The following is a 14,292-nucleotide window of genomic DNA, read 5'->3' as shown; positions in this document are numbered from 1 at the left end:
GACGGTTACAACACCAGATGCGGCAGCCACAGCGAAATTGCCGGTACGTAAGTCACCAGCAGCAGCACCAGGAACAGCACGCCGTAGAATGGCAGCAGGGCTTTCACAGTGCTTTCGATACTGACCTTGCCCACCGCCGAGCCGACGAAGAGCACGGCGCCCACTGGCGGTGTGATCAATCCGATCCCCAGGTTGACCAGCATGATCATGCCGAACTGCACCGGATCGACACCGATGCCGAGAATCACTGGCATCAGGATCGGCGTGAGGATCAGGATCAGCGGCGCCATGTCCATCACCGTGCCCAACATCAGCAGCATCACATTGATGCACATCAGAATCACGTAACGGTTGTCCGACAGCGTCAGGAACATCGTGGTGATCTTCGCCGGGATCTGCATCAGGGTCATGATGTAGCCGAAGCTGGCGGCGAAACCGATCAGGATCATTACGATGGAAATGGTGCGCACCGTGCGATGCATCAGCTTGGGCAGCTCGCTCCATTTGTAATCGCGATAAATGAACATGGTCACGAAGAATGACCACAGCACCGCGATCGCCGCCGATTCAGTGGCGGTGAAGATGCCGGAGAGGATGCCGCCGAGGATGATCACCATCGCCATCATGCCCCACAGGGCTTCGCCGACGATCTTCAGCGCCTGGCGCATCGGGATCACTTCGCCCTTGGGATAGTTGCGCTTTTTCGCGAAGATCAGGCACAGCACCATCAGGCAGGCGCTCATCATCAGGCCCGGGACGATGCCCGCCATGAACAGCGAAGCGATCGAAACGGTGCCGCCGGCGGCCAGCGAGTAGAGCACCGAGTTATGGCTTGGCGGGGTCAGCAGGGCTTGCACCGAACCACTGACGGTCACCGCAGTGGAGAACTCCCGTGGATAGCCCTTGCGTTCCATTTCCGGAATCAGCACCGAACCTACCGACGCAGTGTCGGCCACCGAGGAACCGGAGATCGCACCGAAGAACGTCGAGGCGACGATGTTGACCAGCGACAGGCCTCCGCGCACGAAACCCACCAGCACTCCGGCACACGCGACCAAGCGGCGCGACATGCCGCCCTCGGCCATGATTGCTCCGGCCAGCACAAAGAACGGGATGGCCAGCAGCGAGAATTTGTTCACTCCCGAGGCGACCTGGATCATCACCGCCTGGAATGGAATATCGATCCACCACGCGCCGATCAGCGCAGCGGCGCCCAACGCGTAAGCGACCGGCATGCCGATCAGGATCAACACGATAAAACTGCCCAGCAGAATCAGAGCGTCCATTAAACGGCACCTTCACTTTCTTCAACCAGGTCGAACTGCACGACCCGACGTTTGCTCTGGTCACCGAGCAGGAGTTTTTCCACGACAAAAATCAGCGTCAGCAAGCCGCCCAACGGGATCGGCAAGTACGTCACGCCAACCCGCAGGTCGGGCAGGGCGGCCATGAACTGGTTCCAGGTCGACATGCACAGCTTCGCGCCCCAGATGGTCATGAAGATGCAGATCGCCGCCATCAGCAGCTGCGAAACAATCGCCGCCGCAGATTTCAGCGCTGGCGGCATGCGGTCGGTGAGCATGGCCACGGCCATGTGCGCACCGGCGCGGTAACTGGCGGCGGCGCCAATGAAGGTGAACACCATCATCAGCAGGATCGCGGTGGGCTCCGGCCAGCTCGAGCCAGTGCCCAACACATAGCGGGCGAACACGCCCCAAGGGATCATCAAAGAAATCGCCAGGACGGAAAGGCCGGCGACCCAGATGCACGTCATGTAGATCTTGTCGTTGATACGCAGCAGCAGATTCTTCATCGGGTTCCACCGTAACCGGGCGCGCCTCGAACATCAGGCGCGCCGGGCCTTTTTCATGAGTACAGAGCGGGAGGCGTTACTGAACGGCTTCGATTTTCTTGATCAGGTCGGCGTACTTCGCGCCGTACTTTTCCCGTACTGGAGCGGTGGCGTCGTAGAAAGGTTTTTTATCGACTTCGATGAACTCGACGCCGGCAGCCTTGAGTTTTTCTTCGCTGGCTGCGGACTTCTTGTCCCACAGCACACGCTCTTCGGCCTGGGCAGCCTTGGCGGCTTTCTTGACCAGTTGCTGTTGATCGGGAGTGAGTTTTTCCCAGGTGATTTTCGACATCACGATCGGCTCTGGCAGGATCAGGTGACCGGTCAGGCTGTAGAACTTGGCGTTCTGGAAGTGGTTGTGTTCGAGCAGGGTTGGCGGGTTGTTTTCCGCGCCGTCGATCACGCCGGTCTGCAAGGCGCTGAAGATCTCGCCGGTGTCCATCGCGATGCCGTTACCACCCATCGCGTTCATCATGTCGATGAACATAGGGTTGCCCTGCACGCGGATTTTCATGCCTTTGAGGTCTTCGAGTTTGCGTACCGGTTTCTTGGTGTAGATGTTGCGAGTGCCGCCGTCCATCCACGCGAGGGCTACCAGACCAAATTCGGAGTTGGTGATCTTGTCGAGGATCTCGTCGCCCACCGGGCCATCGATCACGTTACGCATGTGCTGTTGATCGCGGAAAATGAACGGCATGTTGAACACGTTCACGTCCGGCACCACGGGGCCAACGATACCGAGGCTGACGCGCGACATTTGCACCGCACCGACCTGCATCTGTTCGATGACTTCTTTTTCCGACCCGAGCACGCCGCCCGGGAAGTACTGGAAGGTCAGCTCGCCGTTGGTTTCCTTGGTCAGGGCCTTGCCCATGCTTTCTTCGGCCACCACGGTTGGATAACCGGCGGGATGGATGTCAGCGAATTTGAGTTTCATGTCTGCCTGAGCGGCACCGGCGAAGGTGAAGATCAGCGGGAGTGCAGCGGCGAGCAAGGTGCGTTTGAAGTTCATGGGGGGTGAGTCTCCAGTCTTGTTATTTTTGTGTTCAAGGCGCAGCGGTGCAGCAGAGGGTCTAAAGCAAATCGTTGAACTCGGGTTCCGCAAGGCCTTTGACGCCGGGCTTCAGAGCGAACACGCCGCCGGCCAGGGATTGCGGATCGTGGTCATCGCCGGGGCGAATCGAGGCGACGAACAAGGTGTCCAGGTTGCTGCCACCGAACGCACACATCGTCGGTTTCTTCACCGGGACTTCCAGCGAATAGTCGAGGCGACCGTCCGGCGTGAAGCGGTGAATCAGTCCGGCATCATTGGCGCAGATCCAGTAACAGCCATCGGCATCCACGGCGGCACCGTCAGGACGGCCAGCGAACTGGTTCATGTCGACAAACACCCGGCGATTCGACGGCGTGCCGGTCTCGGTGTCGTAGTCGAAAGCCCAGATCAGTTGCACATTGGGATGCGAGTCGGACAAATACATGATCTTGCCGTCGGGGCTGAAGCCGAGGCCATTGGGCACGGTGAAACCGTCAAGCTGCGCCTCGACCACTCCGGACTGCCCTGCGTTGTAGCGATAGAGTCGACCTTCAGGTGCGTTGAGGCCCATGTTCAATACCATGCTGCCGGCCCAGAAACGCCCTTGACGGTCGCAGCGACCATCATTCAACCGCATGTCGGGGCGGCTGTGCGCAACGTTGGCGAGCAATTCGCTGTCGAGGCTGCCGTCGCTGTGCGCATGCAGGCGAAAGAAGCCGCTTTCCATGCCGGCCACCCAGCCGCCGTTGCGGTGGCGAGTGATGCAGCCGAGCATTTCCGGCGCTTTCCAGGACGTTACATGACCAGTGTCAGCGCTCCAGCGTTGTAACCCACCGTTGGGGATATCGACCCAGTACAGCGCGTTATCCTGCGGCACCCACACCGGGCTTTCACCGACCGCATTGCGGGCGTCGACGATCAATTCGGCTTGCATACTCATTCCCGTGGTGTTTATTGAAGGGGATCAAGTCGAACGATCAGTCGCCAAACGGGCCTGCAGCAACAAAGGCGCCACCCTGATAGATCCGCGCGGGATCATCGTCGGCCGGCATTGGTTGCGCTTCGACCTTGTCGCGGAATACTTCCGAGCTGTCCTTGGCTTCGAAGCCGAGGTGGTCGGCGTAGCGGTTGTCCCACCAGACGTCTTTGTTGGCGGACATGCCGTAGACCACGGTGTGACCGACGTTCGGCGTGTACAGCGAGCGTTCGAGCAGTTGCGTGAGGTCGTCGAAGCTTAGCCAGGTATGCATCATCCGGCGGTTCTGCGGTTCCGGGAACGAGGAGCCGATGCGGATGCTGACAGTTTCGATGCCGTAGCGATCGAAGTAGAAACTGGCCATGTCTTCGCCGTAGGACTTGGACAAACCATAGTAACCGTCAGGGCGGCGCGGCGAAGTGGCGTCGAGTTTTTCGTCCTGCTTATAGAAACCGATGACGTGGTTGGAACTGGCGAAGATTACTCGCTTCACACCGTGCTTGCGTGCGGCCTCGTAGATGTGAAAGACGCCGCTGATGTTGGCACCGAGAATTTCTTCGAAAGGACGCTCAACCGAGACGCCGCCGAAGTGCAGGATCGCATCCACACCTTCGACCAGTTGATGCACGGCTTGCTTGTCGGCGAGGTCGCAGAGTACGACTTCTTCATGCTCATCGGCTGCCGGGGCGAGGGCGGCGATATCGGACAGGCGCAACACGTTCGCGTAAGGACGCAGGCGTTCGCGCAGTACTTTGCCCAGGCCGCCGGCCGCGCCGGTCAGCAATAGGCGATTGAAAGGAGCGCGGGGGGTAGAAGTAGACGTCATGGCAATCCCTGAACACATTGTTATTAGGTTTGTTGTAGGTTGTCGTATGACTGCGCTGAAGTATCGGTAGGGTTTCCGGATCTTGTCAACGCGACTTTTGGTGTAGATGACGGAAGGGGCGATGCATTTTCTCTACACCCGATACCTGTCTGGCAATGCAGTTCCCTTGTGGGAGCGAGCCTGCTCGCGAAGGCGGTGTGCCAGTCACAACAAGTCGACTGGTCTGGCGCTTTCGCGAGCAGGCTCGCTCCCACAGTGTAAAGCCGCCAACCGTTACAACAACGAAATCGGATAGCTGATAAAGATCCGGTTCTCGTCAAATTCATTGGTGCTGAAGTCTCGACGGATTGTCGCATTGCGCCATTTCACGTTGAGGTTTTTCAGCGGACCGCTTTGCACGGTATAGGCCAGTTCCGACTCGCGGCCCCATTCCTTGCCGTCGCTGGTGCTGGCGGTGTGAACGTTATCGCCGCTGATATAGCGGTTCATCAAAGTCAGGCCGGGAACGCCGAGGGCGACGAAGTTGTAGTCGTGGCGCAACTGCCAGGAGCGCTCTTTGGCGTTGTCATAACTGGCGTTGTAACTGTCGTTGGCCAAGGTGCCGCCGCTGGTGCCGTTGACCCGCATCCAGGCGTCATCGCCCGTGAGTTTCTGCAGGCCGACATAGAACGTGTTGCCGCCGTACTTGGCCGAGAGCATGGCGAACGCGGTCTTGTTGTCGAGGTCGCCGGCCTGGGCGCTGCCGTCTTCCTTGCCGGTGAAGAAACCGAGGTTGGCACCCAATGTCCAGTCGCCGAGCGGCTGGCTGTGGCTGAGGTTGAAATACTGCTGCTGATAAATGTCGCTGAGTTCGGCGTACCACACGCCCACCAGCGTGCGCTTGTCATTGAAGGTGTATTCGCCGCCGCCGAAGTTGAAACGATCCGAAGTGAACGCGCCGCGGCCGTTCATTGACATGTCTTCCATGCTGGCGTCGTTGCGCGGACTGTTGCCGCGGAACTGGCCGCCGTAGACGGTCAGACCGTTGATCTCGGTGGAAGTAATCTGGCCGCCGCGAAAAGTCTGGGGCAGGGAGCGGCCGTCGTCGGAGCGCAGGATCGGCAACACCGGCATCCATTCGCCGACCTTCAATTCGGTCTTGGATACCTTCGCCTTCAGCGCCACACCCATACGGCCGAAATTGTCGGCCGGACGCCCGTCATCGTGGATCGGCAGCAGTTGCGTGCCGCCGGTGCCTTTGCCGCCATCGAGCTTTTGAGAATACAGCCCGAGGATGTCGAGGCCGAAGCCGACGGTGCCTTGGGTGAAGCCGGATTTGGCATCGAGGATGAAGCTCTGCGTCCACTCTTCGGCCTTGCCCTGTGGGTTGGCCGGGTTGACGAAGTTGCGATTGAAGTAGGCGTTGCGCAGGTTCAGCGTGGCTTTGCTGTCATCGAGAAAGCCTTCGGCGCTGGCGCTCATCGGCAGGGCGAGGGCCAGACTGCTGCAGCCGATCAGGCTCAGGGCAGAACGCGGATGAATAGCGCAAAAACGGGAAGGGCGGACGGAATTGCAGCCGAGTGTGCTCACTATGACGCTCCCTGAATCAATTTTTGTTTTTATTGTTTGTCATACGTCGTCGTACAACATCGATGCGGATATTTCCCAGATTTTCAGGGATTGTCAACTGGAAGTTATACGATGACCTTCTGCGCGACGCGCCCAGATCGCCCTGTAGGAGCTGCGGGACGCTGCGATTTTTTGATGTTGCTTTTGAAAAAAACGGATCAAAAGATCGCAGCCTCGTTTCACTCGACAGCTCCTACGGGGTTTTTTGTTGTCCATCGAAAAGTGTGCTGCCAGGAAATATGCGGCAGACTTCCTTCACCCCCAGCACCAGGCCGATCCATGGATAAATACGCCCCGCGCCACTGGCAACCGCACGAAAAGCCCAGCCTGCCCGGCTCGCCCTCGACACCGTTGCACTCCACGCCCAAGCGCCTCGCTTACGCGGCGGTCGGCGTACTGGTGGCAGTGACGGGTGGGCTGGGGAATTCGCTGGTGGTTGCCAACCTGCCTTATCTGCAAGGCTCGCTCGGTGCGACTACGGCAGAGATGGCCTGGCTGCCTGCCGCGTATGTGATGACCAACGTATCGATGAACCTGCTGCTGGTGAAGTTTCGCCAGCAGTTCGGCTTGCGCGCATTCACCGAAGTGTTTCTGGTGTTGTATGCGCTGGTGACGTTCGGCCACTTGTTCGTCAACGACTTGAATTCAGCGGTGGCGGTGCGTGCGGCCCACGGCATGGTCGGCGCGGCGCTCAGTTCGCTGGGCCTGTATTACATGGTTCAAGCGTTCCCGGCAAAGTGGCGGTTAAAGGCGCTGGTGCTCGGCCTCGGCACCTCACAACTGGCGCTTCCGCTGGCGCGGCTGTTCTCCGAAGACCTGCTGCAAATCGCCGAATGGCGTGGCTTGTATCTGTTCGAATTGGGCATGGCGCTGCTGTCGCTCGGCTGTGTTCTGCTGCTGAAGTTACCGCCGGGTGATCGCTTCAAGACCTTTGAGAAACTCGATTTCCTCACCTTCGCGATTCTCGCGACGGGGGTCGCGCTGCTCTGCGCGGTGCTCTCGCTGGGGCGCATCGATTGGTGGCTGGAGGCGGACTGGATTGGCGTGGCCCTGGCCTGTTCGATCGCGCTGATCATCATGGGTCTGGCCATCGAGCATAACCGTAGCAACCCGATGTTGATGACCCGCTGGCTGGGCAGCGGGGCGATGGTGCGGCTGGCGTTGGCGGTGGTGCTGATTCGCATGGTCACCTCCGAGCAGTCCACCGGTGCCGTCGGCTTCATGCAGAACCTCAACATGAGCAGTCAGCAATTGCACAGTTTGTACGTGGTCATGCTATTAGGCAGCGTCGCCGGGCTGGCGACCAGCGCGCTGACGATCAACCCGAAACATCTGTTGATGCCGCTGATCATCTCGTTGGCGTTGATGGCTACCGGTTCGGTGATGGACAGTTTTTCCAACAACCTGACCCGCCCTCAGAACCTGTATTTCAGTCAGTTTCTGCTGGCGTTCGGCAGCACGTTTTTTCTCGGCCCGACCATGGTGCTGGGCACGCGCAACGTGCTGACCAATCCGCGCAATCTGGTGAGTTTTTCGGTGCTCTTCGGGATCTGCAACAACCTCGGCGGACTGCTCGGCGCGGCACTGCTGGGTACGTTCCAGATCGTGCGCGAGAAGTTTCATTCCAGCCATATCGTCGACCACCTGGTGATGTCCGATCCGCTTGTTGCCGCGCGCGTGCAAAGCGGCGGGTCAGCGTTCGGGTCGCTGCTCGCCGACCCGAGCCTGCGCAATCTGGCCGGCATTCGCAGCCTGGCCAATGCCGCCACGCGCGAAGCGAACGTGTTGGCCTATAACGATGTCTTCATGCTAATCGCGGTGATTGCAGTGCTGACGATGATCTGGATTTCGATCCGGGCGCTGTGGCTGATGAGCACCACCAAAACCGTCGAACCGACACCTACCGTTCCTTCCAGCGGCGCCACTTCTTGATGACCGAACCGACCACCACAACCACCAACGCCATTGCCGCCACGCCCGAGGGCGAGGCGCCGCCGTCGTCGCCCAATACCGAGCCGCGTTCACTGCGGGTGCGGATCATTTCTTCGCTGGGCTTCGCAGCGATCGCCTTGGTCGGCGTGTTGATCGTCCTGTATGCGTGGCAGTTGCCACCGTTCAGCAGCGCGGTCGAAACCACTGAAAACGCTTTGATACGCGGGCAGGTCACGATCATCGGCCCGCAGCTCAGCGGATATGTGTTTGAAGTGCCGGTGCAGGATTTCCAGTACGTAAAGGCCGGCGATCTGCTGGTGCGCCTGGATGATCGTATTTATCAGCAACGCCTCGACCAGTCGCTGGCGCAACTGGCGGTGCAAAAAGCCGGGCTGGCCAACGTGGTACAACAGCGCAACAGTGCCGAGGCGACGATCAAGTTGCGTCAGGCAGTATTGGCCGACAGCGAAGCGCAATTACGCAAAAGCGAGGCAGATCTGCGCCGCAACCAAGACCTGGTGCGCGACGGTTCGGTGTCCAAACGCGAGTTCGATATAACCCTCGCCGCCAATGCGCAGAGCACAGCGGCGGTGGCGCAGGCCAAGGCCAATCTGGAAATCGCTCGTCAGGATCTGCAAACGGTGATCGTCAATCGCGGTTCGCTGGAAGCGGCAGTCGCCAGCGCTGAAGCGGCGGTGCAATTGGCGCGGATCGATCTGTCGAACACGCGCATCGTCGCGCCGCGCGACGGCCAGCTCGGGCAGATCGGCGTGCGCCTTGGCGCGTACGTCAATTCCGGAGCGCAGTTGATGGCGTTGGTGCCGGATCAGAAATGGGTGATCGCCAACATGAAAGAAACCCAGATGGACAACGTGCGGGTCGGGCAGCCGGTGCGTTTCACCGTCGATGCCCTGAATCACCGCAAATTCACCGGCCATGTGCAGCATATTTCACCGGGGACCGGTTCCGAATTTGCCCTGTTGCAAGCGGATAACGCGACTGGCAATTTCGTCAAGATTTCCCAGCGGGTGCCGGTGCGGATCACCATCGACCCCGATCAGCAAGAGGAAGAGCGGCTGCGCCCGGGGATGTCGGTGGTGGTCAGTATTGATACTGCGGCGGGCGATACCCAGCATCATTAAGGTCAAAAGATCGCAGCCTGCGGCAGCTCCTACAGATCACTCATGCAGGCTGCAATGTTTTGATTTTCAGACGGCGATCATTGGGGGCAGTGTGCCAAGCAGTGAAACGGCGGCAACGGCGCCAACCCCCAGCAGCCACTCGAGCATCACGCTACGCCGCAGAGATCCCAGGCGCAGTTCGCAATCGTCCGTGCGCAAGCGATTGAACAACGCCAAACCCAGCATTCCCAACACCATCATCGCCTTGATCAGCAAAATCAGGGCAAAGCCGCTGAACATCGGTGTCGGCCACCATTGGCCGGTCAACATCCGGACGTTGATCAAACCGCTGATCAGCAGGCCGGCGACCAGTACGTAACCGACTCCACTGAAGCGCTGCAGGATTTGACGCAGGGGCTCGCTCGGCTCACGCAGGATCATCACCAGCAACAACAAACCGCCCAGCCATGCGGCTACGCAGGTCAGGTGGACGATCTGGTTGAGCACGAGCAATTGCCCACTCAACCCATCGAGCATCGCGCCATGCCCGACCGGGGCCAGCGTTGCCAACAGCATACCGCTCAAGCCCAATCGCAGCGGCAGGCGCGAACGGTACGGCGTGAACAGCAACGCCAACAACGCCGCGTTGATCAGTAAATGCCAACGCCATACCTGACCGAACGACGTTTCGCTCAGCACCTGCGCGACGATGGTCGGGTCGAAAGCGGCCGGCACCGAACCGGCCATGCTTGCCGTGATCAACAGCGTCCAGAGGATGCCGCTGACCAGTGCAATGGCGGTCAGCCAGCGGGTCAGCCGCGCCAGTCCCCGGTCCGCGTGCAGCGCCGGTTCCTTGAGCAGCAGCGGCCTGAAGAGCCAGGCGCCGAACAGCATCAGCACTGCGGCGAAATGCACAAAGCGGCACAGCACCAGCGCTTCACTCATGAATTACTGGCCAACCTTGAACTGATAGGCGCCTTCGCTCTTGTGCGTGTCGACTGATACCGCGTGCCACTCCACCTTGTATTCGCCGGCGGTCAACGGTTCGGCAGGATGAACAATCAGGGTTTTCTTGTCGGCATCGGTGGTGGGCTCTTTTATGGCGACCGGAGCGCCGTTCCTGGTCAGGATGACCTTGGTGAACCCGGCTTCGACGCCTTCGGAAAAGGTCAGGCGCAATTCACTCGCAGCGGCGACGGTACTGTCGGCGGCAGGGGTCTGGCTTTTCAGGTGGGCGTGCGCAAACGCCGAAGAGGCGGTGAGCAGCGAGGCGAGCAGGGCAGCGGTGGTCAGGGTGTTCTTGAACAGCATCGCAAAGACCTCTGAGGCAGAATCGAAGAGGCGGCCAGTTTACTCAACCGCATCCGGGCGCGTCTGTACGAAGTTTCGTTTTCATCGGTCGCCCGCGTGCCTGAGCGGATGCTAGTCTTGAACGACCTTGTAGTCAGGGAGCCCACATGGGCAATCACAAGATCGAGATTCGTCGCAGTAACGTCGAAAAAATCCTTCTGGCGGCGGAAAAAGTCTTCGCCGAAAAAGGTTTCGCCGGCACCGCCATGGCCGACATCGCTGCCGAAGTGCAGCTGCCGCGTTCCAATTTGCATTATTACTTCAGCACCAAGAGCGAACTGTATAGCGCGGTGCTGTTTGATCTGCTGGAAGTGTGGAAGCAGGACGCGTTGTGCTTTGAGATGTTCGATGATCCGCGCGTGGTGTTGAGCAGCTATATTCGCGCCAAAATGAATCACTCGCGCAGCCGACCGTACGGCTCGAAAGTCTGGGCGAATGAAATCATCCACGGCGCACCGACCTTGGGCGAGGCGCTGGATGTCAGCCTGTATGACTGGGCGAAAATGAAAGAGGCGAAGATCCGCCAATGGGTCGAGGACAAACGGATTCTGCCGGTGGAACCGTCGAGCCTGCTCTACATGATCTGGGCGTCGACGCAGCACTATGCCGACTTCGATCATCAGGTGAATATTCTCAACGATCACCAGCCATTGTCAGACATGCAGTTCGAGCGTGCAGTGCAGTCGGTGACCAGCGTGATCCTGCGCGGGATCGGGTTGGAGCCCTGACAATCTCGGTAAACCTGCCGACCCGTCGCTGGCAGGACTCGCTGTCACTGACCCTGTGGCCGCTGGCCGTGTTGGCCCTGGGGCCATCCGATGCAGCATGAAACCGGCTTACTTCACTAATCCCAACCGCTCATGCCACTGAGCAATCGATTCTTCGGGATAGACATCGAACTGTTTGTCTTGCGGCTTGGCGTCGACTTCAACCCACGGCGCTTTCGAGCCAAGCATCAAATGCGTGTGCTCCGGCGGTACGGGCAGTGGGGTGTCGATGACGGAGGCAAACGGATGGATCAGCTCCGGCCATTCAGGGCTGAACAGCCATAAGCCGCTGCCGCAAAGGGAACAGAAGTGCCGTTCGCTGCTGCTGCGATGGGCACGTTGGTCACCTTCACTTTTCATCTTCGCGTGGTAGACCGTGATGTGTTTGCGGCCCTGGACTTTGAGCGTGGTTGCGTCGCCACCGAGGTTGATCGCAAAGCCGCCACCGCCCTGGGTCTTGCGGCAGATCGAGCAGTAGCAGCGTTGATACGGATAGGGATGGGCGCTGGCGAGGGTGAATGTCACGGCGCCGCAATGGCAGGAACCTTCGAGGTGCATGGTGAGCCTCCGGTTTGGCTGGATGGGTCTGGTTCAGCCTAGAACACGTGAGGTGTTTGTGCTGACGGTATCGGCGCGGGGTGCAATTGATCCGGGCATTCTGCTGATTCAGATGCGCATTTCGAGCCCTCCCGGCGACGTATTTTGTATTGGTTGCGGGGGAGCAGCCGGTTCAGGCGAGTGGTACTTTTCACGTCGCCGGACATCTCACGATGCTCCAACAATAGCCATTCAAGGATGAATGAATCATGGGAAACAAAACGCCTGTCAAAGGCACTGTCTCTGTCGACGTTCATGCACACTCCTCACGCCCCGACGGTGCGCCTAACCTACGACCGATCGGTACGCCGTCTATCGATCCGCCTGCCTTGCCTGCCATGCCGATGCCGGACATACCGCCGGTCAGCCGGGCACCGCAGACGGAAGTTGCGCAGACCTGGACCGCTGCGGTCTCGATTGGCGACGCGGTGACGCCCGCTGTCGCGACCTCCGTACCGCGAACACGAACCCTGAAGTTTTACCGAATTCCGTCCGGCATTCACCTGCCCGACGTCGATGCGCAGGGATTCAGAGTCTATCAAGGGCGTCAGTTTGCTGAGGTAATGGGCGGATTCGTGCAGGTCGGCATTGATCCGCATACCGGCTTGCTGCGCGCCAGACTGGCCAGCGAATCGACCCCCTCCGGCCCGGTCCTGGTAAGCAATCCGGACAGCCGTTTCTGGCGCGCACTGGAAGAATCCGACGCCACGATCTATCGCTCTGCCACCGAAGAGGGCAGCGAAGCCCGGCAGCCCGAGGCGCGGGATATGGAGTCGGGCGATTCGGAAGACGTCTTTCATATGGCGTCCGAATCGATGCCGATCGCGCCCTATACGTCGATGGAACTGGCTCACATGCGTCAGCCACCGAGTTTCAACTTCCGTGACAATCGACCGGGCTCGTACAACCGCGCCAATAACGGTCGTTACCCACTCAGGGACACCCGAGGTCGGCCCATTCGCATCCGCAAGATCGATTCCAGAGTGACCTCTGTTTCGGAAATCAGCTACCTTGCCGCCGACATCAAGCCTTATATCCGCTTCGAGGGATTTGACGAAGTCGGCAGGCTCTATGAGGAAAAACTCGAGGTCCGACGATTCACCTCCGCCGATGCCAAAGTGCCGCAAGAGCACACGCTGATCGGGCAGATGATGGTCGCGGCCAATCGAAGGATCGCCAAAGGTGAGGCTATTGGCGTGTATGGCGGTACGGTCATGCCGCTGAAATACGTACCGCGCTCGGAGCAGACCTTCACCATGTACGTCGGGCAAACCTTCCAATATGGCCCAGGGCACCTGATCCCTGAGCGGCTGGTCGTCGTGGGGGACAATGCAATCTCCCGTATCAACTCCAATTTCGAATACAACGAGGCAGGCAAACCCGTTCGCCAATCGCGCACAGGTTTCAACGTCGAGCCCGTCGCATTCAATATTCACGCGGAACTGTTGATCGGCGATTCACCGGTGACCAAGCCATACGTGTTGACGGCGGTGTTCGCCACCGAAGACATTCCGGCAGGAGCGGAATTGCGCATGGATTACGACTACACGGATGAGGAGATGTCCTGGGTCTTCGGGCGTTGATGGCTCGCCATGCTGCGTTCAGCGTGCAGGCACCCGCCACAGATACCACGCGGCCACTGTGCGATACGGCTTCCAGGCATTCCCAATGGCAATCATTTGTTTGCGGGTGGGTTGTTTTTCCAGGTTTTTCAGGCGGCGATAACCTTCGCGTACACCGAAGTCATCGGCAGGCAGAATGTCCATGCGCTCAAGGCTGTAGATCAACAGCATCTCCACGGTCCAGCGGCCGATGCCGCGCAGGCTGACCAAACGTTCGATCAACGCTTCGTCATCCATGCTTAGCGCGGTGGTGTAATCCGGGACGACACCGTCGAGCCTGGCCTGAGCGATGCCCTGGATGGTCGTGACTTTACTGGCGGAAAAGCCGCAACGGCGCATCTGTTCGAAGTCAGTGGCGAGGATCTGTTCGGGACTGGGGAATGACTGCCCGGGGAACATCGCCACCAAGCGGCCGACAATCGCGTCGCCAGCCTTGGCATGCAGTTGCTGATAAGCAATTGCCCGCACCAACGCCTCATAGGGTTCGCGTGCGGGGTGGGGCTGATGCAGGCAAGGACCGACAGCCGCGATGTGCTGCTGCCAGTCGGGATCGAGAGCAGCTAAAAATTCGCGGGCCGCTCGATAGCGTTCGCCCATGCTATTTCAAC

The 14,292-nt window shown here is 59.5% G+C and carries 14 protein-coding genes; 4 read left to right on the top strand and 10 right to left on the bottom strand.

From position 1 onward, the window contains the following. Positions 1–5: 5 nt before the first annotated feature. From EL257_RS16335 to EL257_RS16310, 6 genes are all read right to left on the bottom strand, one after another. Entirely contained in the window at positions 6–1,286 is a 1,281-nt protein-coding gene (locus EL257_RS16335) for a TRAP transporter large permease (RefSeq protein ID WP_126364348.1), read from the bottom strand. Further along, the gene (locus tag EL257_RS16330) at positions 1,286–1,813 is read right to left on the bottom strand and encodes a TRAP transporter small permease (protein WP_126364346.1); all 528 of its coding nucleotides are present in this window, start codon (positions 1,811–1,813) and stop codon (positions 1,286–1,288) included. The genes EL257_RS16335 and EL257_RS16330 overlap by 1 nt, the downstream gene beginning before the upstream one ends. Before the next feature lie 76 nt (positions 1,814–1,889). Next, positions 1,890–2,864, bottom strand: coding sequence for a TRAP transporter substrate-binding protein (locus EL257_RS16325; protein WP_126364344.1), 975 nt, complete (start codon positions 2,862–2,864; stop codon positions 1,890–1,892). Positions 2,865–2,925: 61 nt separating this feature from the next. Further along, positions 2,926–3,819: an SMP-30/gluconolactonase/LRE family protein gene (locus EL257_RS16320; RefSeq protein WP_126364342.1), complete on the bottom strand. Its 894-nt coding sequence runs from the start codon at positions 3,817–3,819 to the stop codon at positions 2,926–2,928. 43 nt (positions 3,820–3,862) lie between these two features. Next, positions 3,863–4,687, bottom strand: a complete 825-nt coding sequence (locus EL257_RS16315; RefSeq protein ID WP_126364340.1) for an NAD-dependent epimerase/dehydratase family protein — start codon at positions 4,685–4,687, stop codon at positions 3,863–3,865. 273 nt (positions 4,688–4,960) lie between these two features. Continuing rightward, a complete protein-coding gene (locus EL257_RS16310; RefSeq protein ID WP_126364338.1) occupies positions 4,961–6,256 on the bottom strand; it encodes an OprD family porin in 1,296 nt (431 codons plus the stop codon). A 318-nt stretch (positions 6,257–6,574) separates the two neighbouring features. Between EL257_RS16310 and EL257_RS16305 the strand changes: the two genes are divergently transcribed. Next, positions 6,575–8,227, top strand: coding sequence for an MFS transporter (locus tag EL257_RS16305; protein ID WP_126364336.1), 1,653 nt, complete (start codon positions 6,575–6,577; stop codon positions 8,225–8,227). Beyond that, positions 8,227–9,369: an HlyD family secretion protein gene (locus tag EL257_RS16300; protein ID WP_126364334.1), complete on the top strand. Its 1,143-nt coding sequence runs from the start codon at positions 8,227–8,229 to the stop codon at positions 9,367–9,369. Before EL257_RS16305 ends, EL257_RS16300 begins: the two co-directional genes overlap by 1 nt. A gap of 66 nt (positions 9,370–9,435) precedes the next feature. Here EL257_RS16300 and copD read toward each other — a convergent pair whose 3' ends face one another. Next, entirely contained in the window at positions 9,436–10,293 is an 858-nt protein-coding gene (gene copD / locus EL257_RS16295) for a copper homeostasis membrane protein CopD (RefSeq protein WP_126364332.1), read from the bottom strand. 3 nt (positions 10,294–10,296) lie between these two features. Continuing rightward, positions 10,297–10,659: a copper homeostasis periplasmic binding protein CopC gene (gene copC / locus EL257_RS16290; protein ID WP_126364330.1), complete on the bottom strand. Its 363-nt coding sequence runs from the start codon at positions 10,657–10,659 to the stop codon at positions 10,297–10,299. A gap of 146 nt (positions 10,660–10,805) precedes the next feature. Between copC and EL257_RS16285 the strand changes: the two genes are divergently transcribed. Continuing rightward, positions 10,806–11,426 carry a TetR/AcrR family transcriptional regulator gene (locus tag EL257_RS16285; RefSeq protein ID WP_126364328.1) on the top strand — a complete coding sequence of 207 codons (621 nt, stop codon included), beginning with the start codon at positions 10,806–10,808 and terminating at the stop codon, positions 11,424–11,426. 108 nt (positions 11,427–11,534) lie between these two features. On the opposite strand, the gene EL257_RS16280 is transcribed toward EL257_RS16285, so the two are convergent. Beyond that, positions 11,535–12,023 (bottom strand): GFA family protein, encoded by a 489-nt coding sequence (locus EL257_RS16280; protein WP_126364326.1) that lies wholly within the window; start codon positions 12,021–12,023, stop codon positions 11,535–11,537. 248 nt (positions 12,024–12,271) lie between these two features. Here EL257_RS16280 and EL257_RS16275 point away from each other — a divergent pair, with 248 nt between their 5' ends. After that, a complete protein-coding gene (locus tag EL257_RS16275) occupies positions 12,272–13,645 on the top strand; it encodes a hypothetical protein (protein ID WP_232013025.1) in 1,374 nt (457 codons plus the stop codon). 18 nt (positions 13,646–13,663) lie between these two features. Here EL257_RS16275 and EL257_RS16270 read toward each other — a convergent pair whose 3' ends face one another. Continuing rightward, positions 13,664–14,281, bottom strand: coding sequence for a DNA-3-methyladenine glycosylase family protein (locus EL257_RS16270; RefSeq protein ID WP_126364324.1), 618 nt, complete (start codon positions 14,279–14,281; stop codon positions 13,664–13,666). Between the last annotated feature and the right edge of the window lie 11 nt (positions 14,282–14,292).

It is taken from the genome of Pseudomonas fluorescens (assembly GCF_900636825.1).
Classification (GTDB): domain Bacteria; phylum Pseudomonadota; class Gammaproteobacteria; order Pseudomonadales; family Pseudomonadaceae; genus Aquipseudomonas; species Aquipseudomonas fluorescens_BG.
This window is presented reverse-complemented; position numbering and strand designations above follow the sequence as displayed.

What these genes read in the sequence shown, in the direction of transcription:
- EL257_RS16335 (WP_126364348.1), bottom strand. Translation starts at nt 1,286, where the DNA reads ATGGACGCTCTGATTCTGCTGGGCAGTTTTATCGTGTTGATCCTGATC.
- EL257_RS16330 (WP_126364346.1), bottom strand. Translation starts at nt 1,813, where the DNA reads ATGAAGAATCTGCTGCTGCGTATCAACGACAAGATCTACATGACGTGC.
- EL257_RS16325 (WP_126364344.1), bottom strand. Translation starts at nt 2,864, where the DNA reads ATGAACTTCAAACGCACCTTGCTCGCCGCTGCACTCCCGCTGATCTTC.
- EL257_RS16320 (WP_126364342.1), bottom strand. Translation starts at nt 3,819, where the DNA reads ATGCAAGCCGAATTGATCGTCGACGCCCGCAATGCGGTCGGTGAAAGC.
- EL257_RS16315 (WP_126364340.1), bottom strand. Translation starts at nt 4,687, where the DNA reads ATGACGTCTACTTCTACCCCCCGCGCTCCTTTCAATCGCCTATTGCTG.
- EL257_RS16305 (WP_126364336.1), top strand. Translation starts at nt 6,575, where the DNA reads ATGGATAAATACGCCCCGCGCCACTGGCAACCGCACGAAAAGCCCAGC.
- EL257_RS16300 (WP_126364334.1), top strand. Translation starts at nt 8,227, where the DNA reads ATGACCGAACCGACCACCACAACCACCAACGCCATTGCCGCCACGCCC.
- copD (WP_126364332.1), bottom strand. Translation starts at nt 10,293, where the DNA reads ATGAGTGAAGCGCTGGTGCTGTGCCGCTTTGTGCATTTCGCCGCAGTG.
- copC (WP_126364330.1), bottom strand. Translation starts at nt 10,659, where the DNA reads ATGCTGTTCAAGAACACCCTGACCACCGCTGCCCTGCTCGCCTCGCTG.
- EL257_RS16285 (WP_126364328.1), top strand. Translation starts at nt 10,806, where the DNA reads ATGGGCAATCACAAGATCGAGATTCGTCGCAGTAACGTCGAAAAAATC.
- EL257_RS16280 (WP_126364326.1), bottom strand. Translation starts at nt 12,023, where the DNA reads ATGCACCTCGAAGGTTCCTGCCATTGCGGCGCCGTGACATTCACCCTC.
- EL257_RS16275 (WP_232013025.1), top strand. Translation starts at nt 12,272, where the DNA reads ATGGGAAACAAAACGCCTGTCAAAGGCACTGTCTCTGTCGACGTTCAT.
- EL257_RS16270 (WP_126364324.1), bottom strand. Translation starts at nt 14,281, where the DNA reads ATGGGCGAACGCTATCGAGCGGCCCGCGAATTTTTAGCTGCTCTCGAT.